30 protein-coding genes are annotated in these 26,300 nt (G+C 73.0%); 12 read left to right on the top strand and 18 right to left on the bottom strand.

What is annotated here, in order from left to right; all coding sequences use genetic code 11:
* The first annotated feature begins 16 nt into the window (after positions 1-16).
* The 3 genes from OOJ91_RS01405 to OOJ91_RS01395 all read left to right on the top strand — a co-directional run bounded on the left by OOJ91_RS01405 (position 17) and on the right by OOJ91_RS01395 (position 1,752).
* Complete coding sequence (locus OOJ91_RS01405) at positions 17-697, top strand: carbon-nitrogen hydrolase family protein (RefSeq protein ID WP_266245218.1); 681 nt, start codon at positions 17-19, stop codon at positions 695-697.
* Positions 698-765: 68 nt separating this feature from the next.
* Complete coding sequence (locus OOJ91_RS01400) at positions 766-1,206, top strand: VOC family protein (RefSeq protein WP_266241542.1); 441 nt, start codon at positions 766-768, stop codon at positions 1,204-1,206.
* 48 nt (positions 1,207-1,254) lie between these two features.
* Positions 1,255-1,752 carry a DinB family protein gene (locus OOJ91_RS01395; RefSeq protein WP_266241540.1) on the top strand — a complete coding sequence of 166 codons (498 nt, stop codon included), beginning with the start codon at positions 1,255-1,257 and terminating at the stop codon, positions 1,750-1,752.
* Between the two features lie 34 nt (positions 1,753-1,786).
* Here OOJ91_RS01395 and OOJ91_RS01390 read toward each other — a convergent pair whose 3' ends face one another.
* The 6 genes from OOJ91_RS01390 to OOJ91_RS01365 all read right to left on the bottom strand — a co-directional run bounded on the left by OOJ91_RS01390 (position 1,787) and on the right by OOJ91_RS01365 (position 7,260).
* Positions 1,787-2,428: a histidine phosphatase family protein gene (locus OOJ91_RS01390; RefSeq protein ID WP_266241538.1), complete on the bottom strand. Its 642-nt coding sequence runs from the start codon at positions 2,426-2,428 to the stop codon at positions 1,787-1,789.
* 68 nt (positions 2,429-2,496) lie between these two features.
* Positions 2,497-3,372, bottom strand: coding sequence for an alpha/beta fold hydrolase (locus OOJ91_RS01385; protein WP_266241537.1), 876 nt, complete (start codon positions 3,370-3,372; stop codon positions 2,497-2,499).
* 49 nt (positions 3,373-3,421) lie between these two features.
* Positions 3,422-4,891 (bottom strand): serine/threonine-protein kinase, encoded by a 1,470-nt coding sequence (locus OOJ91_RS01380; protein WP_266241535.1) that lies wholly within the window; start codon positions 4,889-4,891, stop codon positions 3,422-3,424.
* A gap of 93 nt (positions 4,892-4,984) precedes the next feature.
* Positions 4,985-5,179, bottom strand: coding sequence for a hypothetical protein (locus OOJ91_RS01375; RefSeq protein WP_266241533.1), 195 nt, complete (start codon positions 5,177-5,179; stop codon positions 4,985-4,987).
* A gap of 2 nt (positions 5,180-5,181) precedes the next feature.
* Positions 5,182-6,225: a LacI family DNA-binding transcriptional regulator gene (locus OOJ91_RS01370; protein ID WP_266241531.1), complete on the bottom strand. Its 1,044-nt coding sequence runs from the start codon at positions 6,223-6,225 to the stop codon at positions 5,182-5,184.
* Positions 6,226-6,327: 102 nt separating this feature from the next.
* Positions 6,328-7,260 carry an NADP-dependent oxidoreductase gene (locus tag OOJ91_RS01365; protein WP_266241530.1) on the bottom strand — a complete coding sequence of 311 codons (933 nt, stop codon included), beginning with the start codon at positions 7,258-7,260 and terminating at the stop codon, positions 6,328-6,330.
* 77 nt (positions 7,261-7,337) lie between these two features.
* On the opposite strand from OOJ91_RS01365, the gene OOJ91_RS01360 reads away from it, so the two are divergent.
* Complete coding sequence (locus tag OOJ91_RS01360; RefSeq protein WP_266241528.1) at positions 7,338-7,742, top strand: winged helix-turn-helix transcriptional regulator; 405 nt, start codon at positions 7,338-7,340, stop codon at positions 7,740-7,742.
* Between the two features lie 15 nt (positions 7,743-7,757).
* Here OOJ91_RS01360 and OOJ91_RS01355 read toward each other — a convergent pair whose 3' ends face one another.
* From OOJ91_RS01355 to OOJ91_RS01345, 3 genes are all read right to left on the bottom strand, one after another.
* A complete protein-coding gene (locus tag OOJ91_RS01355) occupies positions 7,758-8,600 on the bottom strand; it encodes an SAM-dependent methyltransferase (protein WP_266241526.1) in 843 nt (280 codons plus the stop codon).
* Positions 8,601-8,686: 86 nt separating this feature from the next.
* The gene (locus tag OOJ91_RS01350) at positions 8,687-9,574 is read right to left on the bottom strand and encodes a helix-turn-helix domain-containing protein (RefSeq protein WP_266241524.1); all 888 of its coding nucleotides are present in this window, start codon (positions 9,572-9,574) and stop codon (positions 8,687-8,689) included.
* A gap of 138 nt (positions 9,575-9,712) precedes the next feature.
* Positions 9,713-9,952: a DUF397 domain-containing protein gene (locus OOJ91_RS01345; RefSeq protein ID WP_266241522.1), complete on the bottom strand. Its 240-nt coding sequence runs from the start codon at positions 9,950-9,952 to the stop codon at positions 9,713-9,715.
* Between the two features lie 266 nt (positions 9,953-10,218).
* On the opposite strand from OOJ91_RS01345, the gene OOJ91_RS01340 reads away from it, so the two are divergent.
* Positions 10,219-10,869 carry a GGDEF domain-containing protein gene (locus OOJ91_RS01340; RefSeq protein ID WP_266241520.1) on the top strand — a complete coding sequence of 217 codons (651 nt, stop codon included), beginning with the start codon at positions 10,219-10,221 and terminating at the stop codon, positions 10,867-10,869.
* 4 nt (positions 10,870-10,873) lie between these two features.
* On the opposite strand, the gene rox is transcribed toward OOJ91_RS01340, so the two are convergent.
* Together rox and OOJ91_RS01330 are read right to left on the bottom strand one after the other, a co-directional pair.
* The gene (gene rox, locus OOJ91_RS01335; RefSeq protein WP_266241518.1) at positions 10,874-12,301 is read right to left on the bottom strand and encodes a rifampin monooxygenase; all 1,428 of its coding nucleotides are present in this window, start codon (positions 12,299-12,301) and stop codon (positions 10,874-10,876) included.
* Between the two features lie 151 nt (positions 12,302-12,452).
* Positions 12,453-13,460, bottom strand: coding sequence for a phosphotransferase (locus OOJ91_RS01330; protein ID WP_266241516.1), 1,008 nt, complete (start codon positions 13,458-13,460; stop codon positions 12,453-12,455).
* 299 nt (positions 13,461-13,759) lie between these two features.
* Between OOJ91_RS01330 and OOJ91_RS01325 the strand changes: the two genes are divergently transcribed.
* Positions 13,760-14,410 carry a flavodoxin family protein gene (locus OOJ91_RS01325; protein WP_266241514.1) on the top strand — a complete coding sequence of 217 codons (651 nt, stop codon included), beginning with the start codon at positions 13,760-13,762 and terminating at the stop codon, positions 14,408-14,410.
* A 56-nt stretch (positions 14,411-14,466) separates the two neighbouring features.
* Here OOJ91_RS01325 and OOJ91_RS01320 read toward each other — a convergent pair whose 3' ends face one another.
* Positions 14,467-14,958, bottom strand: a complete 492-nt coding sequence (locus OOJ91_RS01320; RefSeq protein ID WP_266241512.1) for a type II toxin-antitoxin system PemK/MazF family toxin — start codon at positions 14,956-14,958, stop codon at positions 14,467-14,469.
* Between the two features lie 64 nt (positions 14,959-15,022).
* Between OOJ91_RS01320 and OOJ91_RS01315 the strand changes: the two genes are divergently transcribed.
* Positions 15,023-15,538: an NUDIX hydrolase gene (locus OOJ91_RS01315; protein WP_266241510.1), complete on the top strand. Its 516-nt coding sequence runs from the start codon at positions 15,023-15,025 to the stop codon at positions 15,536-15,538.
* A gap of 51 nt (positions 15,539-15,589) precedes the next feature.
* Positions 15,590-16,837, top strand: coding sequence for a hypothetical protein (locus OOJ91_RS01310; protein WP_266241508.1), 1,248 nt, complete (start codon positions 15,590-15,592; stop codon positions 16,835-16,837).
* 14 nt (positions 16,838-16,851) lie between these two features.
* On the opposite strand, the gene OOJ91_RS01305 is transcribed toward OOJ91_RS01310, so the two are convergent.
* The 6 genes from OOJ91_RS01305 to OOJ91_RS01280 all read right to left on the bottom strand — a co-directional run bounded on the left by OOJ91_RS01305 (position 16,852) and on the right by OOJ91_RS01280 (position 22,111).
* Entirely contained in the window at positions 16,852-17,271 is a 420-nt protein-coding gene (locus OOJ91_RS01305) for a hypothetical protein (RefSeq protein WP_266241506.1), read from the bottom strand.
* A 321-nt stretch (positions 17,272-17,592) separates the two neighbouring features.
* Positions 17,593-18,294 carry a DUF2267 domain-containing protein gene (locus tag OOJ91_RS01300; protein WP_266241504.1) on the bottom strand — a complete coding sequence of 234 codons (702 nt, stop codon included), beginning with the start codon at positions 18,292-18,294 and terminating at the stop codon, positions 17,593-17,595.
* Positions 18,295-18,456: 162 nt separating this feature from the next.
* The gene (locus tag OOJ91_RS01295) at positions 18,457-18,855 is read right to left on the bottom strand and encodes an NUDIX hydrolase (protein WP_266241502.1); all 399 of its coding nucleotides are present in this window, start codon (positions 18,853-18,855) and stop codon (positions 18,457-18,459) included.
* A 59-nt stretch (positions 18,856-18,914) separates the two neighbouring features.
* Positions 18,915-20,255, bottom strand: coding sequence for an MGH1-like glycoside hydrolase domain-containing protein (locus tag OOJ91_RS01290; RefSeq protein ID WP_266241500.1), 1,341 nt, complete (start codon positions 20,253-20,255; stop codon positions 18,915-18,917).
* Entirely contained in the window at positions 20,252-21,073 is an 822-nt protein-coding gene (locus tag OOJ91_RS01285) for a sugar phosphate isomerase/epimerase family protein (protein WP_266241498.1), read from the bottom strand. Before OOJ91_RS01285 ends, OOJ91_RS01290 begins: the two co-directional genes overlap by 4 nt.
* Positions 21,074-22,111, bottom strand: a complete 1,038-nt coding sequence (locus OOJ91_RS01280; protein WP_266241496.1) for a zinc-dependent alcohol dehydrogenase — start codon at positions 22,109-22,111, stop codon at positions 21,074-21,076.
* A 116-nt stretch (positions 22,112-22,227) separates the two neighbouring features.
* Here OOJ91_RS01280 and OOJ91_RS01275 point away from each other — a divergent pair, with 116 nt between their 5' ends.
* The 4 genes from OOJ91_RS01275 (at position 22,228) to OOJ91_RS01260 (ending at position 26,210) form a co-directional block, all read left to right on the top strand.
* A complete protein-coding gene (locus OOJ91_RS01275; protein ID WP_266241494.1) occupies positions 22,228-23,622 on the top strand; it encodes an ABC transporter substrate-binding protein in 1,395 nt (464 codons plus the stop codon).
* Positions 23,619-24,575: a carbohydrate ABC transporter permease gene (locus OOJ91_RS01270; protein WP_266241493.1), complete on the top strand. Its 957-nt coding sequence runs from the start codon at positions 23,619-23,621 to the stop codon at positions 24,573-24,575. The genes OOJ91_RS01275 and OOJ91_RS01270 overlap by 4 nt, the downstream gene beginning before the upstream one ends.
* Positions 24,575-25,441 carry a carbohydrate ABC transporter permease gene (locus OOJ91_RS01265; protein WP_266241491.1) on the top strand — a complete coding sequence of 289 codons (867 nt, stop codon included), beginning with the start codon at positions 24,575-24,577 and terminating at the stop codon, positions 25,439-25,441. Before OOJ91_RS01270 ends, OOJ91_RS01265 begins: the two co-directional genes overlap by 1 nt.
* Before the next feature lie 163 nt (positions 25,442-25,604).
* Positions 25,605-26,210 (top strand): class I SAM-dependent methyltransferase, encoded by a 606-nt coding sequence (locus OOJ91_RS01260; protein ID WP_266241489.1) that lies wholly within the window; start codon positions 25,605-25,607, stop codon positions 26,208-26,210.
* Positions 26,211-26,300 lie beyond the last annotated feature (90 nt).

Raw genomic sequence — 26,300 nt, 5'->3', positions numbered from 1 at the left:
GGAGAACCGCGCCCCGCTGCGGCTCGCCGTGGCGCAGCCGCCGTGCGTACCCCTGGATGTCGCGCAGAACGCGCGGGCGCACGCCGACGCGGTCCGCGCGGCGCGCGCCCGGGTGGTGGTCTTCCCGGAGCTGTCACTGACGGGGTACGAGTGGGACGGCCCGGCCGTGCCGGTGGACGACAGCCGGTTGACGCCGCTGGTGCGGGCGTGCGCCGAGGAGGGCACGCTGGCGCTGGTTGGCGCGCCGGTGGTCGGTGACCACATCGGAGTGCTGGCGGTCACCGGAGAGGGGGTGGCGGTGGCGTACCGGAAGATGTGGCTGGGTGGCGCGGAGGCCGAGCGGTTCCGGCCGGGTGACACGCCGAGTGTGCTCGATGTGGACGGGTGGCGGATCGGGCTGGCGGTCTGCAAGGACACCGGCGTCACCGCACACGCGCAGCGCACGGCCGCGCTCGGCATCGACGTGTACGCGGCGGGGGTGCTTGAGTTGGCGTGCGACGCCGCCGTGCCGGACGAGCGGGCCCGGCGGATCGCCACGACGCACGGGGTCTGGGTGGCGGTGGCGAGCTTCGCCGGGTCGACAGGCGGCGGCTACACCGAGGCGGCGGGCCGGTCGGCCATCTGGACGCCACGGGGTGACGTGGCCGCCCGGGTGGGCACGGCGCCGGGCGAGGTGACCGCGACGACCATCCACTGAGCGCGCCGCTCCGGACGGCCGGCCCCGACGAGCACCGGTTTGTCGTACCACTGCGGCAGGATCGGGCCATGAGCGCGATCCCTTCCCGGCTGTCGGTGGTCACCCTGGGCGTCCGCGACGTGGGCCTGCTGCGGTCGTTCTACCGCACCTTGGGCTGGCCCGAGCTGCCGACGAGCGACGACGAGTGGTCGGCGTTCCTGCTCGGTGGCGTTCTGCTCGCCCTCTTTCCGCTGCCGGAGTTGGCCGCCGAGGCGGCGCCTGGCGTTCCTGAGCCGACCGGTGGCTGGTCCGGTGTGACCCTGGCCTGCAACGTCGACAGCCGTGCGGAGGTCGACACGGCCTTCGCCGCGGCCGTCGCGGCGGGGGCGACTGTGGTGGCCGAGCCGACCGACAGGCCCTGGGGTGGGCGCTCGGGGTACATCGCCGACCCCGAGGGCAACCGCTGGGAGATCGCCTGGGCGGGCACGGCGGTCTTCGACGAGCGCGGCGCTCTCGTGTCCTTCGGCTGAGCGTGCCGTGGTTGCCTCCGAGCGAGGGCGTTTGCCATGCTTCGGTCCATGACCGTTTTCCCGCCGACGTTCGCCGCCGATGTCGTCGATCGGCCGGCCCAGGCACAGTTCGAGGCGTTCATCGACGAGCACCGCGAAGCCCTCAACGGCTGCCTGGACGGGCTGACCGAGGAGCAGGCACGCCGCTCGCTGGTGCCGTCGCGGACGACCCTGCTGGGTCTGGTCAAGCACGCGACGTTCGTCGAGAAGGTGTGGTTCGACGAGGCCGTGACGTGTCGGTCGCGCACCGAGATCGGCATCCCGGCGACGCCTGACGAGTCGTTCATCCTCGATGACGGCGACACGATCGACAGCATCCGGTCGGCCCATCGGGAGGCGTGCGAGACGTCCCGCCGCACCACGGCGTCGCTGGGCGTGGACGACGTGCTGCGCGGCAACCGGCGTGGCCCGTTGCCGCTGCGCTGGGTCTACCTGCACGTGCTGCGTGAGTTGGCCCAGCACTGCGGGCACGCGGAGATCCTGCGCGAGCAGATCCTGAGCGACTGAGGGCCGGCCAGATCGGCTACGCGGCGTTACTGGATCACGCCGTTGCCACCCCGGCGGTGTCAGCGAAGCGGCGCAGGGTCCAGCGGGCCGGCGGCCAGCCGCCGGGGTCGTGGTCGGTGACCCATTCGGTGATCGAGGCGGGCGGCACGTCCAGGTCGAACGCCCGGAAGATCGGCTGCGCCGCGAGGGCGTGGAACGCGCCCTCGACGGTCTCGCTGTGGCCGACCAGGACCACTGTTTCGCCCCGGTGCCGGTGCGCGATCTCCATGATGGCGCGGCTGACGCGTACCACCAGTTCGGCCCAGCTCTCGTTGCCGTCCTCGAACGGCCGGAACACGCCCCCACCGGCCACCGCGTGTTCCGTCCGGAAGCGGATGACCGGCAGCCCGTCCGCGTACGGCGGGGTGTGCCAGGTGCACAGGCCGCAGTCGGCGAGGGGGCGGATGCCGAACGCCGCGGCGATCGGCTGCGCGGTCTCGATGGTGCGGCGCAGCACGGACGAGTACACCGCCGCCGGACGGTCGACGGCGTAGTCGTCGGCGAGCCGCCGGGCCAGGTGCTGTGCCTGGTCGTGGCCGAGCGCGGTCAGGCCGCGGCAGCCGTGCGGGCCGCCCACGACCCCGTCGACCTGGTGGACCGACTCGCCGTGCCGCACGAAGATCAGCCGTGTTCGCATCGGCCCATCATGCCAGCGACGCGGGCGGATGGATCAGCCGTCCGGACGGCCGGTGTTGAAGATCGTCGTCAGTCGGCGTCCAGGACGTCGCGCAGTCGTGCCGCGAACTCCTCGGGCTTGCCCGCGTAGCCGAACTCGCCACCGAGGAAGCCGCCGTGGTGACTCGGGAACACCACGGCTTCCTGGCCGAGCAGCGCCGCCGTGCCGAGGGCCGTACGCGCGGTGTACGTCCCCGTCGACTCCTCCCCGACCGCGATCACGATCCGGGTCGACGCCGCGGTGAGCAGGCTCGCGTCGGGCCGGTAGTCGGTGACCGCCCACGAGTTCTTCGACAGCAGCGGGTCGTCGCGGCTGCCGTCGTCCTCAATCGGCATGCCGACCGAGGCCGGGTCGGGCGCGGGCTGGGCGAAGTAGGCGTCGGTGAACTCGCCCTGCCACGACGTCATCGCGATGAACGTTGCCATCCCGGCCCCGAAACCCTTGGCCACGTACGCCTCGTAGAAGCCGGCCCGCGCGCGTTCGGCGGCCGCGGCGTCGGGGAGCACCGCGTTGATCGGCGGTTCGTGGGCCACGAGCGTGGCGACGTCATCGGGGTGGGTGGCGACGAGTTCGAGGGCCGTCACCGCGCCGCCGCTGCTGGCGAAGATGTCCACCGGGCCGACGTCGAGCGCATCGATCAACAGGTGCAGGTCGGCCGCCTGCTGCTGGGGCGTGTTGTCGGACCTGCCGTCGGTGCGGGTGCTGCGCCCGAGGCCGCGCGGGTCGTAGGTGACGACGGTGCGGTCCGTGACGTGCGTGGTGAGGGCTCGGAAGCCGTCCGCCGTCATCGGTTGGGCGATCATGAGCAGCAGACGGTGGCCGCCGGACGGGGGCAGCGGACCGTGCACGTCGTAGACCAGATCGACGCCGGGGAGGGCGAGGGCGTGCGTCTGCGGTGTCGTCATCGGCTGAGACTACGACCGGCGGCGGCCCGTGGGCGAGCGCGCCATGCGCTCAGTCGTCGGCGCGGCCGGTGGACAGGTCACCGGCCCGGCTGAGCAGGGCGTCGAGGTGGGCGCCCGTCTGCTGCGGCAGCCGGCCACGGTCCACCAACTCGGCGATGGTGTCCCGCAGGTCGGCGATGCGGCGGTCGCGGTCCTTGGACCGTCGGTTCACGTCGGCGAGGTCGTCGCGGAGGTCCTCGGCGGTCCTCCGGTCGACGTCGCCGCGGGCCACCGCCGCCGAGAGCACCTCGCCGAACTCGTCGCTCACCTGGCGGAAGCTGACCGGCACCTGCTGGCCGACCGTCGAGGGCGCGGCACTGGTGGCGGCGGGCGGCGACGTGGAGGCCGACGCCGACGGCTTCGGTGACCGTGTGCTGGGCGCGGGTGTCGGCGCGGAGGCCGACGGCGGGGCGGCGGTCGGCGCGGCGCCGGAGGTGTCGGGGGTGCCGTGCCCCTGGGTGAGCAGCGCGCCGGCGCCGACCAGCACCGCGAGACCGGCAGCCACGAGGAGTGCCAGGGGTCGGCGCGAGCGGCGGCGGGCCGGCACGGGCACGACAGGCGTCGGGCGGGCGACGGCCGAGCGGTCGATCAGGGTCGGCGGGTGGGCCGTCGCGGCCGGCGGCAGGATGCGCAGCAGCTCGGTGGGCGGCTCGACCGGTTGACCGGCCCCGAACCGGCGGGCCAACTGCGCGGCGCTCGGCCGGCGGGCCGGATCGGCGGCGAGGCACGCGAGGGTCAGCTCCGCGATGTCGCCGGGCAGGCCGTCCACCCGCAGCGGCGGCACCGGAGTGCCCCGCCGGTGCACCTCCAGGGCGTCCTCCCAGCTCTGCACGGGCAGGGGCGCCTGGCCGGTGAGCGTGCGGTAGAGCAGCGCGCCGAGGGCGTACACGTCGCTGGCCGGGTCGGGCGGACCGGCAGCGAGGCGCTCCGGCGCGAAGTACGCGGGAGTGCCCATCAGCGGCTCGCCGGACTGGCTGTCGAGGCCGCCGAGCGCGGCGATGCCGAAGTCGAGGACCTTCGCGCCGGTGTCGGTGAGCATGACGTTGCCCGGCTTGACGTCGCGGTGCACCACGCCGATGCGGTGCGCGGCGGCCAGCGCGGCGGCGATGTGCCCGGCCACGCGGACCGCCTCCGGCCAGGGCAGTGGGCCGCCGCGCAGCCGGTCGGCCAGGTTGTGACCCTCGACCAGCTCCATCACCAGGTACGGGACGACGACGCCGCCGGCCAGGGTCGCCTCGGCGTAGTCGTACACCTGGGTGACGTGGGGGTGGGTCAGCCGGGCGGCCGCGCGGGCCTCGCGCTGGATGGTGGCCCGCAGTTGCGGGTCGGCGGCCAACTGCCCGGCGAGAACCTTGATCGCGACCGGCCGGCCGAGCACCTCGTCGTCGGCCCGCCACACCTCGGACATGCCACCGAGACCGATCCGCTCGTGCAGCACGTAGCGGTCGTGGAGGCGGAGGGTGGGCGCGAAGGGTGACATGGCTTCACCAGTCTGCCTGGCGAGTGCGCAGTCGACCACTCTGCGTGCCCGGACCGGCACCGTTCGTCCCGCGCGTGCCGAAATGGGCGGTGGTCAGGAGCAGCGAGGCAGCGGTCGGGGCTGGATCCGGTCGGCGAGGCGGCGCAGGGCGACGGCGGTCACCTGCCGGGTGGGGGCCAGTAGTGGCCGGCGGGCGCGTTCGACCTGGACCGGGGCGTCCGGCCGGGCCGAGTTGACGTGCCGGTTCATCGCGTCGAGAGCGGTGACGTAGCCAGTCGGGAATTCCATGGTCAACTCCTCGGGACAGGTCCGGTGGAGGCCCGGACGACGAGTGCGGTGGGTAGCAGCACATGACCGGCCGCGGCGTCCGCGGGCGGGTCGAGCAGCAGTTCGGCGGCGATGCGGCCCTTGTCCTCGGCCGGTTGCCGGACGGTGGTGAGGCCGGCCGCGGCGGCCTCGGGGACGTCGTCGAAGCCGGTCACCGAGACCGGCGGGTTGGTGCGGCCCGGTCGCTTGGCCAGCGCGTCGAGCACGCCGAGGGCGAGCACGTCGGAGCCGGCCAGCACTGCGGTCGGCGGTGCGGGCCCGTCGAACAGTCCGGCGACGGCGGCGGCCGCGGCCTGGCGGCTGTTGCCGAGGGCGTTGACCACAGTCAGGTCCGCCCAGCCGACGCCGACCTCGCGGAACGCGTCGGCGAAGCCGCTGAGCCGGCCGCGGGTGGTCGGGTGCCACGCTTCGTGCACCCCGGAGAGGGTGAGGGGGCCGGCCGGCGCGTCGGGCAGCACGGCGTCGGCGAGCAGGGCCACCCGGCGGTGGCCGAGACCGGCGACGTGCGCGGCGATGCCGCGGGCGGCGGCCCGCTCGTCGATGCCGACGTACCGCTCGTCCGCGTCGGCGTCGTCGCGGGGAGCCGTGCTGACGTACGGCAGTCCGCGCGCGCGGATCACGTCCAACGCCCATTCCTCGTCGGCCACGCAGTAGACGCAGAAGCCGTCGACTGCGGCGTTCTCCACCGCCCGGCGCGCGTCGGTCTGCGTCGGCGGCAGCGGCACCAGCAGCATGCTGGTGCCGTGCCGCTCGGCGGCGGCGCTCACCCCGGTGAGGAAGCGGACCGCGAAGGGGTCGGTGAAGGCGTACGACAGTTGCGACGTGAACAGGACCCCGATCGAGCCGACGAAGCCGCGGCGCAGCGATCGGGCGGTGGGGTTGGGCCCCGGGTAGCCGAGTTGGCGTGCGGCGTCGAGGACCCGCTCGCGCAGTGCCGTGGACAGCTGGTCGGGGCGGCTGTAGGCGTTGGACACGGTGCTGCGGGAGACGCCGACGGCGTCCGCCACGGCTTGCAGTGTTGGCTTCACCCGGCACCTCTCTGTATCGATTCAGTCTGGATCGATACAGAGACTAACCCGACGAGTTGGCGACGGTCAATACGCAGCCCGTCAGGGCACCAGCACCAGGCGACCCCGCAGGCCCCCGGCGGCCAACCGTTCGTGCGCCGCCGCCACCTCGGCCAGCGGCAGCCGGTCGGCCAGACGCAGACTGAGCCGGCCGCCGTCGACAAGCGCGGACAGCTCGGCCAGTCGTGCGCCGTCGGCGCGGACCTCCTGCACGACGACCCGGGTGGCCCGCAACGGCGGCGGGGCGAACGGCGCCACAAGCGCGACGAAGGTGCCCCCGCCCCGCAGCGCCTCGTGCGCGTCGACCCCGACGACCGCCGCGTCGATTACCGCGTCCACCCCACCCGGAACCACCGCGCGCACGGCCGCGCCGAGCCGGTCGGTACGCGCCACGAACCAGTCCGCCCCGCACCCCCGCACCAGCTCCTCGTCCCGGGCGTCGGCCACCGCGACGGTCCGGATGCCGCGCGCCGCCGCCAGTTCGAGCAGCAGACCGCCGACCCCGCCGGCCGCGCCCGTGACAAGCAGCGTCCGTCCGACGTCCAGGCCGGTGAGGGCCAGCGACCGGGCCGCGGTGAGACCGATCAGCGGCAACGTCGCCGCCAACTCCGGGGCGACGGTACGCGGCGCCGGCGCGACGGCGTCCTCGTCCAGCACTACCCACTCGGCCTGGGCGCCCGGCGCGGAGAGCAGGTCCCGCAGCCCGATCACCTTCTCGCCCACCGCGAACCGCCGTACGTCAGGCCCGACCGCGTCCACCTCCCCCGCGACGTCCCAGCCCAGCGCCACCACGGGCAGCGGTGGCAGCAGACCCGCCGCGCTCAACGCGCCGCTGCGGGTGGACAGGTCGATCCGGTTGACGGCGGCGGCGGCGACGCGTACCCGCAGTTGTCCGACTCCCGGCTCCGGCACGGGCAGGTCGGCGATCTCCAGGACCTCGGGGCCGCCGAACCGGCGGACGATCACAGCTCTCATACCGGCGACGCTAGGAGCGCTAGTCTGCGGCGGGAAGGAGGCACCTTCGGGTGCCCTGGGCACCCGGGAGGTTCACGATGGCCACCATGACCGCCGACGAGCGCCGCGAGCGGGAACGCCGCCGCTACAACGCCTTCCTGGCCGAGTGCCCGGGCCACGAGCTGTTGGCGACACTCAGCGACAAGTGGCTGACGCTCGTGGTGAGCGCGCTTGCCGACGGGCCGCTGCGGCACAGCGAACTGGCCCGTACCGTTGCCGGGGCCAGTCAGAAGATGCTCACCCAGACGCTGCGCAAGCTGGAACGCGACGGCCTGGTCGACAGGTCGGTGACCGCGAGCGTGCCGGTCCGGGTCGACTACCGGCTGACGCCGCTGGGCGAGAGCCTGCTGCCGGTGCAGCGCGCCATCAAGGCGTGGGCCGAGACGCACATCGGCGAGGTGCACTCCGCCCGCGAGCGGTACGACGACGCCGCCGGCGCCTGACCCGGCCCGGCTGTCTCAGGGCAGGCGGGCGACACCGCCGTACATGCTCACCTCGACCACCGACGGGCGCGGCTGCGGCTCGCTCTCGGCCCGCCACTCGGCGACCGACGCGATGCCCGGCTCGATCACGTCCAGCCCGGTGAAGAAACCCGCGAACTCGGCCCGCGTGCGCAGGTTGATCAGCCCGTGCGGGCCGCCACCCTTGGCCGCCGCCCTGGCCTCCTCGGCGATCGCCGGCGGCAGGTATTCGTGGGTGGCGTGCGAAGCGGCCAGGTAACTGCCGGCCGGAAGCGCGTCGAGCAGCCGCCGCACCAGCGCGTACGGGTCGTCGTCGTCCGGCACGAAGTGCAGCACCGCCACCAGCATCAGCGCGACGGGCTGTGCCAGGTCGATGGCGCGCAGCAGCTCCGGATGGCGCAGGATCCGCTCGGGATCGCGCAGGTCGGCGTCGATGTACGCGGTGGCGCCCTCGGTGGTGCTGCTCAACAACGCGCGGGCGTGCGCGAGCACGATCGGGTCGTTGTCCACGTAGACCACGCGGGACTCGGGCGCGACGGCCTGGGCGACCTCGTGCGTGTTGTCGGCGGTCGGGATGCCCGTGCCGATGTCGAGGAACTGCCGGATGCCCTCCTCGCGGGCCAGATAGCCCACGGCCCGCCGCAGGAACCGGCGGTTCTCCAGCGCGGCGGTGCGGATGGTCGGGAAGGCCGCCGCGATGGCGTCCCCGGAGTCGCGGTCGGCCTGGAAGTTGTCCTTGCCGCCCAGCCAGTAGTTGTAGCGGCGGGCGGGGTGGGCCACCGACGTGTCGATCCGGTCGCTCGACGAGTCGCCAGTCGTGTCGCGAGCATCAGTGGTCAAGGCCGCCTCCCAGCGTCGGTCCACTATGGCCGGTCGCCGACCATGCTAGGTCCGTACGGGGTGTGCCCGTCGCCCCGGCCGCGAGGTCACTGGGCGTACAGCTCGTCCAGCAGCCGAGAAAGGATCTCCGGCGTACGCTCCGGCGGCTCGGCCTCGACGCACAACCGTTCCATGGCCACGGCGTAATAGTCGAGGTCGTCGCGCTTGTCGAGGTAGATGGCGCTGGTGAGCTGTTCGATGTAGACGATGTCGGGCAACTCCTGGTCGCCGAAGCGCAGGATGGTGAAGGCGCCGCCGGCTGCCGCGTGGCCACCGGCGGCGAACGGAATGACCTGGAGCCGGATGGTGGGCGACTTGGTCGCCTCGATGAGCGCGGTGAGCTGGCCACGCATCACCTCGGCGCCACCGATCGGACGGCGTAGCGCCGCCTCGTCCACCACGGCCCAGAGCTGCGGCGGGTTGTCCCGGTGGAGCAGTTGCTGGCGCTGCATCCGCAACGCCACGCGGCGATCGATCTCGGCGGCGCCGGCCGCGCCGTGCCCGAGCAGCACGACCGCGCGAGCGTACTCCCGGGTCTGCAACAGGCCGGGGACGAACTGCACCTCGTAGCTGCGGATCAGCGCGGCGGCCGCCTCCAGGCCCAGGTACGACTGGAACCAGCTGGGCAGCACGTCGCCGTAGCGGTGCCACCAGCCGGGGCTGTTGGCGTCTCGGGCGAGCTTCAGCAGCGCCTCGCGCTCGCCCTCGTCGCTGACGCCGTAGAGGGTGAGCAGGTCGGACACGTCGCGCTCCTTGAAGCCGACCCGTCCCAGCTCCATCCGACTGATCTTCGACTCGGAGGAGCGGATCTCCCACCCGGCGCCCTCCCGGGTCACCCCGCTGGACTCCCGCAGGCGGCGCAGTTGGGCGCCGAGCAGCATGCGCAGCACGGTTGGCCCGGTTGTCGGGCCGCCCTCGGCGGGAACCATCGTCACGTGCGGACCTCCGGATACCGACCACGCGGTCGGGCACCCAGCCCGGCCGACGTGTAAGCATGCCATGGACCGACAGTGAGGTGAACTCCTCCGGACCGGCGATTCAGTCCCGTCGCCGGGACGGCCTTCGGCGGCCGGTCAGTTGATCAGGTGATCGAAGTCGCCGTCGCGCGCGCCGAGCACGAACGCGGCGATCTCATCCACCGTGTAGATCAGCGCGGGTCCTTCCGGATGGCGCGAGTTGCGAACGGCGATGCCGGCTCCCCCGGGCAGCTCGGCGAGTTCGACACAGTTGCCGCTCGGGTTGCTGCGGCGGCTCTTCTGCCAGGTCAGCGGGGGCAACTGAGGAATCGGAACGCCATTGGGTGGCTGTTGCATGAGAGGCGTCTTTCTGCTCACGAGCCCGCCGGTGCCCGTGGGAGGAGCGGTGACGGCGAGGGTGCGGTATCGACATCGGACGGTTATGCACGTGCATCTGCTATTGCATCTGCACCGGACGGCGAGCATGATAACGCACGTGATCGGTGCTTATCCGTTCACTTTGCGTTACCCCGACTGGGGCAACCACCAGGGAAAACTGGCCCGACGCGGCACCGCGCCGCGCAGACCGACGGTTGGAGGCGGTCGCGGCGATGGGAGGTCTCGTGCCGGATCCGATGAGCGTCGCCTCCGGCCTCTGTGCCGCGGGAGCGCTCCTCTCCTCCTGGCAGATGCGCCGGCGGGCCCTACAGGCCGAGGCCGAGATCGGGCACCTCCAGGCCGAGCTGGCCGCCGAACGGCACGCCGCCAGCCACGACCCGCTCACCGGGCTGCCCAACCGACGCGCCTTCTACCGCCTCGCGGCCGCCCTGCTCACCAACGCCGACGGCCGGCCGCTGATCGCCATCGTGCTCGACCTCGACGACTTCAAGCAGATCAACGACCGGTACGGGCACGCCGCCGGCGACCAGGTGCTGATCAGCGTGGCCGAACGGCTGGCCGGTTTCGCCGGGGACAACCTCGTCGCCCGCCTCGGCGGCGACGAGTTCGCGGGCCTGCTCGCCAGCCCCACCGTCGACAGGCGCTGGATCGAGCACGCCACCCGACGTCTCAGCGAGACAGTCGCCGCGCCCATCCGGCTCAGTGGGTGCAGCGTCCGGGTGACCGCCTCGGTCGGGCTCTCCCCGGTGACCGGCCCGGCCCAGCTCACCGACGCGCTCAGCCGCGCCGACGCGGCCATGTACCAGGCGAAGAGCCTCTCCGGCCCGCGGGCCCCCCGCGAACTCGTCGACAGCACCCGACTCGCCGAGCGGTGACCGCTCAGGTGGCAGGTAGGCCGAACCACCGGGGCAGGTGGTCGTCCAGACCGGCCTGATCGTCACCGGCCCACGCCACGTGGCCGTCCGGGCGCAGCAGCACGGCGGGTACGTCCAGTTCGTCAGCGACGTCGACGACGTGGTCGACCCGGTCGGCCCACCCGGACACCGAGAGCCGGCCGCGCTGGTCGAGCAGCAGCCCCCGACCGGCGTGCATCAACCCGTAGAGGCGTCCCTGCTTGAGCCGCACGTCCCGCAGGTGCCGGCCGAGCAGCTCGTGGCCCACGCCGAAGTCGTAGCGGACCCCGATCGCGGTGACCTTCTCGATGAGGTGCCGGTTCACGTCCTCGAAGTCCAGCAGCTCCGCCAGCAGGTGACGTACCGCCTGCGGCCCTGGCTCGGGCGACAGCAGAAACATCTGCGCGCGGGTGTTGACCAGCACGTCGGCAGCCACCGGGTGGCGCTCGGTGTGGTAGCTGTCCAGCAGCCCCTCGGGCGCCCAGCCGGCGACCTCGGCGGCCAGTTTCCAGCCGAGATTGACCGCGTCCTGGATGCCGAGGTTGAGCCCCTGACCGCCGGTCGGCGGGTGGATGTGCGCGGCGTCGCCGGCCAGCAGCACCCGACCGACCCGGTAGCGCTCGGCCAACCGGGTGGCGTCACCGAAGCGGGAGAGCCAGCGAGGCGAGTGCACACCGAAGTCGGTGCCCGCGTACGCCCGCAGCTGGTGTTGAAACTCCTCGATGGTCGGCGGGACCGAACGGTCCTCGGCCACCCCCTCGGCGGGAACGAGGACCCGGTAGACGCCGTCCCCGAGCGGTCCGAGGCCGAACCGCAGGTGGGTCCTGCGCACCTCGGCCACCACCTCGGCCACCGACTGCGGGGGTACGCCCACCTCCATCTCGCCGAGCAGCGACTCGACCCGGCTGGGTTCGCCGGGAAAGCCGACGCCGAGCAGCCGACGCACCGTGCTCCGGCCGCCGTCGCAGCCGACGAGGTAACGCGAGCGCAGCCGCGTGCCGTCGGCCAGCTCCGCCGTCACCCCGTCGTCGTCCTGGCCGAGTCCGACCAGCTCGTCGCCGCGCCGGATCTCGGCGCCGACCTCGACGGCGTGTTCGGCCAGCAGGCGGTCGGTGACGGTCTGCGGGATGCCGAGGACGTAGCCGTGCGCGGTGTCGAGACCGCCCGGCGGCGGCTTGGGGATCGCGGCGAAGTAGCCGCCGAGCGGATGCTGCGTGCCCAGAGCGAGGAAACGCCCCAGCAGGCCACGCTGGTCCATCACCTCGATGCTGCGCGCGTGCAGGCCCAGCGAACGGACGAAGCGGGTCGGCTCGGTGTCCTTCTCCAGCACCAGCGCGCGCACGCCGTGCAGCCGCAACTCGCCTGCCAGCATGAGACCTGTCGGCCCACCGCCGGCAATGATCACGTCGATCATGAAATCCCCCGATTTTCCCACGTTTGGGCTTCGGGTGCAGATTCTGCGGCAGCACAGGGGTCTTGCCGCAAGACCCCTGGTGCGATATACGTTAGAGGTGGCAGGGAGTTCGATCTCCCTGCCTTTGCTGTTTCTTCTCCCGGTTTTCCGCTCAGCGCCGCCCGTCGAGGTCTCGTAGCGCGGCGTCGGCGAGGGTGACCAGGCCGACCGGCGACACGAGGCCCCGCACGATCCGGGCCGCCGTCGCGCGATCGTCCGGGCTGCCGGCCCGGTCCAGCGCCTGGCGGGTCCAGTCGCTGAGGTCGTCGAGCGCGCGAACGGCGAGGAACCAGGCCAGCCGCGCCGCGTCGATGTCGACATCGCCGTACCCGGCGCGCACGGCCCTCCCCTGCGCGGGGGTGATCGGCGCGAAGGCGAGCACGCCGCCCACGACGAACATCAGGTCACACTCGGGCGGGGCGAGGACCGCGTCATCCCAGTCGACCAACCAAACCTGGCCATCCGGGCCGAGCAGCAGATTGCCCAGGTGGGGGTCGCCGTGGCAGACCACCGCCGGCCCCGACCGGCAGGCTTCCAGCCGCTCGACACCCCTGATCAGGGTGGACACCGGGTCGGCGACGGAGGCCCAGGTGGCCGCCAGCTCGGCGACCAACTGATCGCCGGGGTCGCTCCGGTCGCGGAGCCGCCCGGCCACGTCGCGGGTCGCGGCCACGATCGAGGGGTACGCGTCGCCGCCCGCCGGCAGCGCCCGCGCCAGTTCGTCGGTCACCGGCACCGCGTGCACGGCGGCCAGCACCTCGCCGTACGCGTGCCAGTGCGCCTCGGCCATCGGGCCGTCGAGCGCCCGCTGATCGCTGACCCAGGGCACCACTGAGAGCCGCCGCCCGTCGCGGTCGCCGTACCGACGCCCGTCGAGGGTACGCAGCGGCGCCGCGATCCCCGGCACGCCCTGTGCGGCCAGGTGCGCGGTCACGATCAGACCGGCCGGGGTGCCGCCACCGCTGAGCTTGACCGCGTACCTCGCACCCCCGGATGTCCGGGCCCGCCACAGGCGTGCGTGCTCGTCGGCGCCCTGAGTGACCTCGTCAAGCACGGACAGGTGGAGACCGAAGTCCGCACGGACCCAGCCGGCCACCTGCCGCGACACGTCCCGCGCCATGCCGACACCGTGCCACCGGACGCCCCGCACAGCCACGGATTATCAGTCGCCGGCCGGCAGTCGGGCAGGATGGCTCGGCGGGTGGGGTCGGCGAGCGCGGGGAACACGAAAGTGACCGGGTCTGCTGTCCTAACGCCGCTTTCACCCCAAACGGGTTGTCAACCGATGGGTCGACCCGACGCACTGCGCCTCGCGGTCGGCCCTCCCGCGAAAGCAACGCCGCGAGGACGTGATTCGGGCCGGTGCCCGGGTATGGGGTGGCGGTCAGTCACCCTGCCCGACGGCCGGAAGGATCAGACGTGGCAAGCATCCGTGCCCTCGTGCTCAACTGCACCCTCAAGCCGTCACCCGCTCCGTCCAGTTCGGAGCAGCTCGGCCGGGAGGTGCTGGCCGAGCTGGCCGCGCAGGGGGTGGACGGCGAGCTGGTCCGGGTCGTCGACCACGACGTGCGTTTCGGGGTGTCGACAGACGAGGGGCACGGCGACGGTTGGCCGACGATCCGTGCCAAGCTGCTGGCGGCCCAGGTGCTCATCATCGCCACACCGATCTGGCTCGGCCAGCCGGCGAGCGTCTGCAAGATGGTCCTCGAACGCCTCGACGCCGAACTCTCCGAGACCGACGCCGAGGGCCGACTCCTGACCTACGGCAAGGTGGCCGGGGTCGCGGTCGTCGGCAACGAGGACGGCGCACACCACACCATCGGCCAGGTGCAGCAGGCCCTCAACGAGGTCGGTTTCACCTGCGCCGCCGCCGGCGCCACCTACTGGGTCGGTGAGGCGCTGCACACGGTGGACTACCGCGACGTCGGCGCCAAGCCGGACACCACCGGCCGCACCACGAAAGCCCTGGCACTCAACAGCGCGCACCTCGCCCGGCTGCTCGCCGAGCAGCCGTACCCACCGCCGGACGCGAGCGGCGCCGCCGTCGGCCCGAGCCGCGAGCCCGCCTGACCGTCGACCACACGCCAGCCTCTGGCGCCGGACTGCGGCGGCACCCCGGCGTACGGTCAGCGCCAGCCGTAGTTGGCGCGCAGCGCCTGCCCGACCCGGTCGAACCGGGGCCGGTCCAGCACGGCGCCCTCGCGGCGGATGCTGTCCTCGCGCATGGTGAGCACGCGGTCCAGTCGGACCCAGCTGGGCCGCTTGTCGCGGTCCCACTCGCCGGGGCCGAGCGCGAACCAGTGCCGCTGCCCGTCCCGCTCGCTCTGGCTGGACAGCATCAACCCGAACAACGTCCGGCTGTGCCGGCCGACCACAAGTACCGGGCGGTCCTTGCCCTGGCGGGGGTCATCCTCGTACGGCACCCAGGTCCAGACGATCTCGCCGGGGTCGGCCTGGCCGTCCCGCTCGGGCGCGTAGGTCAGCTCTCGACGCTGCAACGCGCTCACCTGGCGGGGGCGGGCCACCCGCGCGGGGGCCGGCCCGGTACGCCGGGACGACGGGATGACCGCGCCCACCCGGGAGATGCGTTGTGCCACGTTCCTCAACAGACCAGCCACGGCGGGCAGCCTACCGGCCCCGGCGTGGGACGCCGGAGTCGGCGCACTGCGGCAGACTGGCCCGATGGACGAACTGCCCGACGACCTGCCGATCCTCCAGCGGCGCGCGGTGCGCGTGGTGGTCCTCGACGACACCGACCGGGTACTGCTGTTCCACACCCGTGACCCGGACCATCCCCGGCTGGGCACGTGGTGGGAGCTGCCCGGCGGCGGCATGGACCCCGGTGAGACGTACCGCGACACGGCCGTACGGGAGCTGCGCGAGGAGACCGGCATCGTGGTCACCGCCGACCAGGTGGGCACGCCGACCTGGCGGCGACGAGCGAGTTTCCTGCACCGGCAACTGCGGCACGTCCAGGACGAGGTGATCGTGGCGGTACGGCTGGCCCGGCCCGGCCCGGACGTCGACGAGGCGGAGCGGCTCGACTACGAGCGCGAGGACTACTTCGGCTTCCGCTGGTGGCCGCTGGCGGAGGTGGTGACCAGCCGGCAACGGTTCTACCCCGGGCAACTCCCCCGGCTGGTCACACCCTTCCTGGCCGGCGAGGAGATCGACGAGCCGTTCGAGCTGTGGTCCTGAGCCACGTCGGCGAGGATGCCGAAGCGGTGCGCGGCGGGCAGAGTGGGGGGCATGACGACCGACCTGCACGGGCCGCTGGCCGCGTACGCCGAGCGGCTGCACGCCACGATCGGCGACCGGCACCACGTCGCCTCCCCGCTCGGAGCCTGGCTGCTGCTCGCCCTCAGCGCGGCGACGACCGAAGCCGCCCCGGTGACCGGGCCGGAATCGGAGACCGGGCGGCTGGCGGACGCCCTGGGCACGGACCTGGCCCGCGCCGCGAAGGTTGCCCGCACCCTGCTCGACGCGCCGCATCCGCTTGTTGAGTCGGCCACCGCGCTCTGGCTCCGACCCGGCCGACTCAGCGACGAGCCGGCCGGGTGGCGGACCGCGCTGCCCACGGCGACCGAGGTCGGGACGCTCCCCGACCAGGCCGGGTTGGACGCGTGGGCACGCGAGCACACCGATGGCCTGATCGAGACGTTCCCCCTGCAGGTCCACCCCGACGTCGTTTTCGCCCTGGCCAGCGCGCTGGCCACCCGGATCTCCTGGGCGCAGCCGTTCGAGGTCACCGACGCCCGCGCGCTCGGCCCGGCCAGCGCCTGGGGGCGCGACCTACGGCGAGCGCTGCGCAGCCCGGGCCACGGCCACCAGGGTGCGATCGTCACCACCGATCGGGCCGGTGACGTGATCGTGCACGCCGCCCGGGCCCAGGCGACCGGCGGCGCGGGGCTTGTGGTGCTCTCGGTGGCCGCCGCACCGCACGTGCCGCCGGCCGACGTGCTGGCCGTCGCGTACGACCTCGGTGCCGGCGCGGCAGACGGCGCGCAACCGGCCGGACGGCGTTCCCTGTTCGACCTGCCGCTCGGCGACACGGCGCTGTGGACGCTGCGGGAGGAGCGCGTCCGGACCCGCGCGCGCGGCGGCCGCGAGGAACGACACAGCGTGGTGCTCCCCTGCTGGTCGGCGCGCAGTGAGCACGACCTGACCGCCGAGTCGCTGGGCTTTCCGGCGGCCACGGCGGCGCTGGCCGGGGCGCTCGCCCAACCGGTGCAGGGCTTCGAGGCTCGGCAGGTGGCGATGGCCCGGTACGGCCGGTACGGCTTCGAGGCGGCGGCGGTGACCGGCATGTTCGGGACTGTCAGCCTGCCGCCGGAGGGCGTCGCCCGCACGGCCGAGTTGCGCTTCGGCCACCCGTACGCCGTGGTGGCCGTCGCGACCGACACGAGAGCCGACGGCGGCACGGGGCCGTGGCACGGGGTGCCGGTCTTCTCCGCGTGGGTCACCGAGCCGGACGACCTGCCCGACGCCGACGTCTAGTCACACGTTCGAGACTAGGCGATGGGTGGGCTCGGGCAGGTGAAGTACACGCGAGCCTCCCAGCCCGGGACCAGGTGACCGTGACCGTCATCGACAGTCGTCCGCTGGAATTCGGTGGTGTGGATGGTCGGTGCTCCAGCGTCCACGCCACATGCCTCGCGGGCGGTCTGTTGCGCGATCGTCAGCGCCAGGTACCTGTCGACGTTCTGCCCCGAGGCCAGGCGCGAACCAGGCGGGGGCGGCGTGTAGGTGCCGGTCTCCTCCTCGCCCCCGCTTGTCACGCCGGCGTCCACGGCTGACGCGTCGAACCCCCCGACGCCCCCACCGCCCGGTTCGAGGTGCTCGGGTGGCGGGTGGTGGACGGTGATCTCGGGCCCCCAACTCGACTCGCTCCTACGCGTGACGAGCCTCTTGAGCTTGTCCCAGATGTTCATGTCGCTCCGTTTCGCGGGGAGCGTCACCGATGCTCTGCCCGCCGCCGCATGACGGCGGTGACGCCTCAGCATCGTAAGTCGCAGCGATGCCCGCGGTGCCCGCGCTGAGGCGGCGTCAATAGCGGACTGGCGTGGATTGGCGCGACGCGGACCGACTGCCCAAATGCGACAGAGCGCCCGCAACCCCCGTAGCGTGCGCTGCGCCGTCCGGGCCCACGATCGACCCCCGTTTCCTGGAAATCGGGCTGTCCCCCGGTCCCGGGATGCCCCGATGTCCAGGAAGTCGAGTGGATCGTGGTCGGACGGGCGCGTGGGCGCGGATCAGGGTGTGGACGGGTCGGGCAACATGGGCGTACCGGTCGTTGTGCCGCCATCGTCGTCGCGGGGCAGTCGCCCGACCATCTCCCGGAACTCCCGTACGGTCACCGCCTCCCGCAGGGTCGCGAAGACCGCTCCGGTGCCGGCCCGTGCCGTGGCCGGGTCCACCCCGGCGCGCTGGCCCACCCGGCGCAGGAACTCCGCCGGCCCGGCGTCCATCGACGGCGTCGCGACAGGCCCACCGACGTCGAGGCCCACACCGGTGTCCAGCCCGTCAACGCCGGCCGGGTCCGTGACCCCGTCGGGAACCCGGTCCGAGGACGAGCCAGTCAGCTCCGCAGGAAGGCCAGCCGGGTCCGAGGACGAGCCAGTCAGCTCCGCAGGAAGGCCAGCCGGATCCGAGGACGAGCCAGCCGGGCCCGCGGGCAGGCCAGCCGGGCCCGCGGACGGACCCGCCATACCCGCGGGCGGGCTCGACAGATTCGCGGGCGGGGGCGGGCTCGGCGCCGCGTCGTCCAGGTAGCCGTCGACCTCGTCCGGAAGGTGTCCGGTGAGATCGTCCGGCGAGCCGCCGGTGACTCGTTCGGCAATCGTCTGCAGCACCGCGCGGGCGAGCGCGGCGGCCTGCTCGCTCGGCAGGCCGGACCGTCGGGACACCGCGTCGATGAAGTGCGGAAACCCGTCGCCGTCCGCGCTGTCCGTCACGCCGCGCGCTTACCCCGGGCCGCTGACGCCAAACGGCGCCGGGAGCACCGCGAAGCAGCCACCAGCACGCCAGACCCGCCACCGGCACCAGACCCGGCCGCCGGCACGCCAGACCAGGCACCGGCACCAGAGCGGCCACCGGCACCGCTGACGGCACATCCGTCAGCGCAGCAGGTCGGCATCCCGCAGGTGGTCGAAGATGAGCTGGTCGACAGGGGAGGTGCGGTGCCTGTCGGCGTACCCGAGCCAGGCCATCTCGGCGATCTCGCTGGCCGGCCGCAACCGCCCCCGGTAGCCGGCTCGGTAGCAGGTCATCCGCACGGTGATCCCGGTCGCGTGCCCGTGCGCCTGCGCGCTGAACGTGCCCAGGCGCACCGCGCTTCGCGCGTCCACCTCGACGCTCAACTCCTCGTCGACCTCCCGGCGCAGCGTCTCCAGGTCGCTCTCCCCCGGCTCGCGCTTGCCGCCGGGCAGGTACCAGACGTCCTTGCCCTGCGAACGGGTGCTCAGCACCCGCCAGTCCTCGATGAGGATCCAGGCCACCTTGTCGATCTCGCGCACGCCGCCTCCCGCCCCGCTGAGAGCGGGCACGCTACCACCTGGCGCCGGCCCTGGGACGCTCAGTCGGCCAGCAGGTCGAGCAGCAGCGCGGCGGTCCAGCCGAACGCCTGTGAGCCCAGCCCGGCGCCCGTGTCGGGGTGGAAGTACTCGTGGCAGCCCGCCCCGGCGACCAGGTCGATCATCGAGCGGCGCAGGCCGGCCGCCAGCTCCGGGCGGCCGTGGGTCAGCAGGCCGCGCCGCACCAGCCAGCCGATGTTCAGCCAGCTCGGCCCGCGCCAGTAGCGCAGCGGTTCGAAGTCGGGCGCGGTGCGGTCGTAGGTGGGCAGCGGCCGGTCCATCCACCGGGCCACCCCGAAGCGCGGCGACCTGGCCTCGGCGACAAGCGCGTCGACCTGCCGGGCGGGCAGGCCGGGCAGGATCAGGGGCGCGAGCCCGAGCACGGTACGCGCACCGACGAGTCGATCGGTGCGCAGGTCGCGGGGCTGGAAGGTGCCGGTGCCGGGGTCGTACAGTCGGCGTACCAACGCCTCGGTGACGCGGTCCGCGCGGGCCCGGTGCGGGGCCGGGTCGGCGCCGGTCAGCGCGGCGATCTCGGCAAGCGCGTGCTCGGCCGCCCCGAACGCCGCGTTGAACAGCGGGCATTCCACCAGGAACGGATGGTCGTCGGCCAGGTCGCGGTCGGCGTAGCCGTGGTCGCGGTAGGCCGCGACGATCGCCAGGTAGCGCGCGTAGTCCAGGTCCGTGGGGCGGTGCGCGGCGTCGGCGTGCGCGGTGTCGTGCCGGCGGTACGCGCGCATGACCGCCGCGTCGGCGTCGACCGCTGCCATCGGCTCGTCCCAGGCGGGGCTGTTGTCCAGACCGGACTCCCACGGGTGTACGACGCACACCAGCCCGTCGCCGGCGACGTCCCGCCGCTTCGCCAGGTACCGCTGCTGGGCGACCAGAGCCGGGTAGAGCCGGCGCAGGGAGGCCAGCCCGGCCGGATCGGGCGCCCGCCGGTACGCCAGCAGCGCGGCGAGCGCGTGCACCGGCGGCTGGACCAGGCCGGAGGTGTCCATCGTCGGCGTGCCCTCGACGTCGGCGAAGCGCCACAGCTCCGGGCCGGGGAAGTACGCGCCGACGCGCATCGTCGGGTTGAACACGATGTGCGGCACCCGCCCGTCGGCCCACTGGGCCCGGAACAGGCTCGTCAGCTCCTGCCAGGCCCGCTCGGGACGCACGTGGGCCCACCCGACCGCGATGAACGCGGAGTCCCAGCTCCACTGGTGCGGGTAGAGCGTGCGCGACGGCACGGTGTGGTCGTGTTCCCAGTTGGCGTCGAGGGTGGCGGCGGCGAGCCGACGCAGCCCGGCCAGGTCGGTGGGCCCGCCGGTGCGGGTGGGGACGGCGCCGGCGGTCACGCGGCGGCCCGCCGGGGCAGCGCGTGCCGCAGCACCGCCGCGGCCTGTTGCAGGGCCCGGACCGGGTCGCCGCGCAGCCGGCACTCCAGAGCCAGCCAGCCGCGGTAGTCCAACTCCAGCAGGGTCCGTACGAGCGCCGGCCAGTCCAGGTGGCCGGTGCCCGGCTGGTACCGGTTGGAGTCGCTGACCTGCACGTGCCCGAGGTACGGAGCGGCGGCGCGCAGCGCCCGGTGCACGTCGTCCTCCTCGATGTTCATGTGGAAGGTGTCGGCGACCACCCGCACCGAGGGCAGCCCGAGCGCGGCGCAGAGGGCGACAGCCTCGTCGAGTCGGTTGACCATGTGGTCCTCGTACCTGTTGAGGGGTTCGATGAAGAGGGTGACCCCCTCGGCGCGGGCGTGTTGGCCCAACTCGCCGAGGGCGTCGAGGAGCACCTGCCGGTCGCCGGCGGGCGGGCGTGGCGGCTCGAACGGCGGCAGCCGTCGGGAGAACATGCCCCACGCGGCCGGGGTCATCGCCCCGACGCCGCCCAGCTCGGCGATGACCGAGAGCTGGGAGCGCAGGTTCCGGACGGCGTCGGCGGACCGGGCGGGGTCGAAGTCGCCGATGAAGTGGTCCATCTCGACGCAGACGGTGGGCATCACCACCCCGGCGGCGCGGGCCCGGCGCAGCTCGGGCAGTCGGTCGGCGAATGCGAGGTTTCCACGGCCGCGCAGTTCGATGCCCTGGTAGCCGAGCGCGGTGGCGAGGGCGTACTTCTGGATCAGGTTGGTGCCCGGCAGGAGTTGTTCCTGGCAGGCCAGCGCGATGGTGGTCATCTAGAACCTCAACACCACTTGGAGGACGTCACCGGCGCCACGGTCGAGCAGCGCGAGGGCGTCGGCGACCGCGCTGGCGTCGACGATGTGGCTGACCAGCGGCAACGGGTCGACGCTGTGTTCGGCCACCAGCTCCATGAAGGTCTGCGCGATCCGGTCTCCGGTCCACCGGCCGGCCATGCTCGGCGCGGGCGTGGGGCCGGAGACCTGGGCGGCCACCAACTGGATGCGGTTGTGGTGGAACTCTTCGCCGAGGCCGAGCGCGTCGGCCTGGCCCTGGTAGAAGCCGGCGGCCACGACCCGGCCGGCGTGTGCGGTGGAGCGGATCGCCTCGTGCAGCGCCGGGTACGCCCCGGACAGCTCCAGGCAGACGTCCGCGCCTCGGCCGCCGGTGAGGTCACGCAGCACGGCGGCGGCGGACTGCGTCGCGACGTCAACCGTGGACCGTGCCCCGTAGCGGGTGGCGTGGGCCAGCCGGCCGGGCACCCGGTCCACGGCCACCACCCGGGCGCCGGAGAGCGCGGCGAGCCGGGTGGCGAGCAGCCCGATGACGCCCTGCCCGAAGACGCCTACCCAGTCGCCCAGGTGCAGGTCACCGGCGAGAACGGCGGTCAGCGCGATGGCGCCCGGCCGGGCGAAGACCGCGGCGAGCGGGTCCAGGTCGGCGGGGAGCGGCCAGACCGCCTCGGCGGCGAGGACGGCCTCGGCCCGGTGCCCCCAGATGCCCCACACGAGCTGCCCCGGGTGCCTGTCGACGACCTCCGGCGCCACCTCGACGACCTCGCCGACCTCCTCGTAGCCGAAGCCGATCAGCGGGTACGGCACCGGGGTCTGGCGGGGGACGAACATCCGGGCGGCGTCGTCCCAGTCCTTGCGGAGTCGCGGGTTGCTGCCCCGGTAGAGGGTCAGCTCCGTGCCGGCGGAGATGCCCGAGTAGCAGGTGCGGACCCGGACCTGGCCCGGGCCGAGCGGATCCGGCGGGCAGGGCTCGAGGCTGATCCGTCGAGGCCCGGCGAGAGAGACCACCCAGTTGCCCATGTGTCACATCCCGGTAGCGCTGGGCTCCAGGATAGACACAAAATCGCAATATGTCTTGTTATTGATCTATCGAAGGTGTTGAATCCGGCATGTACCCTTCGAGAGGAGTGCCACCGATGTCAGCACCTCCGAGGCGGATACTCGCCACCACCCTGATCATGGCACTGACCGCGTCCACCCTGCTGGCCTGCGGAGATGACGGATCCGACAGCAACAGCAAAAAGATCACCGTTTGGAGCCTGGAAGACGTCGCCGACCGCGTCACCGCCACCAAGGCGATCATCGCGGACTTCACCGCGAAAACCGGGATCCAGGTCGACCTCGTGACAGTCAACGAGGACCAGTTCCCCTCCCTGATCGCCGCCAACGCCGCCGCCGGCGACCTGCCCGACGTGGTCGGCTCGGTCTCCCTGGCCGGCATCCGTACGCTCGCCGGCAACGAGCTGCTGCACGCCTCGGCGAACGCGGAGGTCGTCGACAAGCTGGGCCGGCAGACGTTCTCCCCCCGAGCCTTGGAGCTGACCTCCGACGACGGCAAACAGCTCTCCGTGCCCAGCGACGGATGGGGGCAGCTGCTCGTCTACCGCAAGGACCTGTTCGCCGCCGCCGGCCTGCCCGCCCCCGACACGTACGAACGGATCACCACCGCGGCGGCGAGGCTGAACACCGGCGGCGTCGCGGGCATCACCGCGGCGACCTCCCCCAGCGACGTGTTCACCCAGCAGACCTTCGAGCACCTGGCACTTGCCAACGGCTGCCAGCTCACCGACGACTCCGGCGGGGTCACGCTCGACTCGCCGCAGTGCGTCGAGGCGTTCCGCTTCTACGGCGACCTGATCCGCACCAGCTCGGTGAAGGGCGCGCAGGACGTGGACACCACGCGGGCCACCTACTTCGCGGGCAAGGCCGCGATGGTGGTCTGGTCGCCGTTCATCCTCGACGAGCTGGCCGGGCTGCGCAACGACGCCAAGCCGACCTGCCCGCAGTGCCAGGCGGACCCGACGTTCCTGGCCAAGAACAGCGGGTTCGTCACCGCGATCAAGGGCCCCAACGGCACCGAACCCGCGCAGTACGGCGAGATCAGCTCGTGGGCCGTGCTTGACGGGGCGGCGGCCGACCCGGCGAAGTCCTTCGTGGAGTACATGCTCGGCGACGGCTACCCGCGCTGGTTCGGCATGTCGCCCGAGGGCCGATTCCCGGTGCGCAAGGGCACCCCGGCCGAGCCCGAGGCGTTCCTCACCGCCTGGAACGGCAGCCAGGCCGGCGTGGACGCCAAGAAGCCGCTCGCCGACGTGTACGGCGACGAGGTGCTGGCCACCCTGCGCAGCAGCCCGGACACCTTCCAGCGGTGGGGGCTCAGCCAGGGCCAGGGCAAGCTCGTCGGCGCCATGCTCGGCGAGCTGCCGGTGCCCAAGGTGCTTGGCGACCTCGTCTCCGGCAAGTCCGACGCGGCGGCCGCCGCCGGCCGGGCCAAGAAGGACGTCGAAGCGATCAAGGCGGGCGTCAATTGACCACCACCGCCCCCGACACCGGCCGCTCCCCCACCGAGGAGCGGCCGGCGCCGCCGGGCCGCCGACCACTGACCCTGCGCCGCCGTGAGTCCCGCGCCGGGCTCGCGCTCGTCGCGCCGACCCTGCTCGTCACCATCGCGGTCATCGGCATCCCGATCGTGTGGACCGTGGTGCTCGCCTTCCAGCGGGTCCGGCTCGCCACCCTGCGCAAGACCGGGCTGTTCGGCGAGTTCACCATGGACAACATCGACCGGGTGCTGCACACCCCCGGCTTCGCCGACACGCTGTGGGTGACCCTGCTCTACAGCATCGGCGGCACCGTCGGGTCGATCGCGCTCGGTCTGGTCGCCGCCCTGGTGGTGCGCCGGCCGTTCCGGGGTCGCACGCTGGTACGGGCCTCCATGCTGCTGCCGTACGTGGCGCCTGTGGTCGCGGTCACCTTCGTCTGGCAGGTGATGCTCGACCCGCAGCTCGGCATCGTCAACCACTGGGGTCAGCGCCTGCTGGGCTGGGACGCGCCGGTGCCGTTCCTCACCCAGGAGTCGACAGCGCTGGCCACCGTCATCGTGTTCGAGGCGTGGCGCTACTTTCCGTTCGCGTTCCTCTTCCTGCTGGCCCGGCTCCAGGCGGTGCCCGGGGAGTTGGAGGAGGCCGCCCGCGTCGACGGCGCCACGCCCACCCAGCGGTTCCGGCACATCCTGCTGCCGCAACTGCTCCCGGTGATCGCCCTGCTGGGGGTGCTGCGCTTCATCATGACGTTCAACAAGTTCGACGACGTCTACCTGCTCACCGGCGGGGCCGCCGGCACCGAGGTGGTAAGCGTCCGGGTGTACGAGTTCCTCACCGCCCGTACCGACATCGGCGCGGCGGCCGCGCAGGCGGTCGTGCTGGCCGTGGTGCTCATCGTGTTCGTGTTGATCTATCTGCGCTTCTTCGGACGGAGGGTCGGCTGATGGACCGGGACATGGTCGAGACGGTGAGCCTGCGCTGGCTGCGCCGCCTGGTGATCGCCGCGTTCCTGGTCGTCACCGTCTTCCCCTTCTACTACATGCTCGTGCTCTCGGTGCGGCCCATCGAGCGGCTGCTGCTCGACCCGGGCTCGCTTGTCGTCGGCTTCGGCGAGTTGACAGTGGCCACGTACGCCGAGGTGCTCAAGGCCACCGACGACGGCGGTCAGGGCTTCCTCACCTTCATCCGCAACAGCGGCCTCGTCGCTGTCGCGGCGACAGTGCTCACGCTGCTCGTCGCGATCCCCGGCGCGTACGCGGTGGCCCGGCTGCGATTTTTCGGCCGGCGGCAGGTCGACTTCCTGTTCCTGGCCGTCTACCTGTTCCCGTCGATCGTCATCGCGATCCCGCTGTTCGTGGTCTTCAGCCTCGCCGGGCTGCGCGGCTCGCTGTTCGGCCTGGTGCTTGTCTACATCTCGCAGACGCTGCCGGTGTCGGTCTACATGCTGAAGAACTACTTCGAGACCATCCCGGTCAGTCTGGAGGAGTCGGCGGCCATCGACGGCGCCGGTCGGCTCGGCATCATCCGCCGCGTGAGCCTGCCCCTCGCCATGCCGTCGATCATGGCGGTCGCGCTCTACGACTTCATGATCGCCTGGAACGAGTTCCTCTTCGCCCTGCTGTTCCTTGTCGACAAGCCGGACCGGTGGACGGTGTCGCTGGGGTTGTCGCTGCTCGCCGACGGCGTGGAGGTGCCCAAGACGGTGCTGATGGCCGGGTCGGTCGTCCTCACCCTGCCCATCGTGATCCTCTTCTTCGCCAGCGAGCGGCTGCTCACCGAGGGCCTGACAAGCGGCGCGGAGAAGGGCTGAGTAGAGGCGTAGGGGGCGCTGAACGGCGTGACGCCGCTCAGCGCCCCCGCCCCTTGATCCTTGGCAGCTGAGCGACTCGACACGCCGAGCGCCGCCCTGCTGAGCTGCCACCGATCGGTGCACCGGCCCGCCACCTCCCCGCCGGCCCGGTTACGGTGGCCGTATGGCCAACCCGACCCGCTGGGCGACCGACACCGGTCCGGAGCACTCGCAGTGGTACATCGACAGGTTCCGCAAGCTCGCCGCCGAGGGAGCGGACCTGGCCGGCGAGGCCCGGCTGGTCGACACGCTCGTCGCGCCCGGGTCGCGGATTCTCGACGCCGGCAGCGGCACCGGCCGGGTGGGCGCGGCGCTGGCCCAGCGAGGGCACACAGTGGTCGGGGTCGACGCCGACCCCGCGCTGGTGGAGGCCGCCCGCGCCGACCACCCCGGCCCGCGCTGGCTGGTCGCCGACCTGGCCGACCTGGACCTGCCGACGCTCGGCGAGGCGGAGCCGTTCGACGCGGCAGTCCTCGCCGGCAACGTGCTCGCCTTCGTCGCCGCCGGCACCGAGCCCGAGGTGCTGCGTCGACTCGCCGTGCACCTGCGCCCCGACGGGGTGCTGGCGGTGGGCTTCGGCACCGAACGCGGCTACCCGCTGACCGCGTTCGACGCCGACGCGGTCGCCGCCGGGCTGCGCCTGGAACACCGCTTCGCCACCTGGGACCTGCGGCCGTGGCGCGACGACGCCCCGTTCGCGGTAACCCTCCTGCGCCGCCCGACCACCTGACCCCCGATCCGCGAAAAGCCCGGCCGACCGCCGCCAGCCCCGCCGACCGCCGCCAGTGCGGCCCGTCGCCGCCAGCCCGGCCGACCGCCG

Origin of the sequence: Micromonospora lupini, from assembly GCF_026342015.1 — a bacterium.
Taxonomy (GTDB): domain Bacteria; phylum Actinomycetota; class Actinomycetes; order Mycobacteriales; family Micromonosporaceae; genus Micromonospora; species Micromonospora lupini_B.
This window is presented reverse-complemented; position numbering and strand designations above follow the sequence as displayed.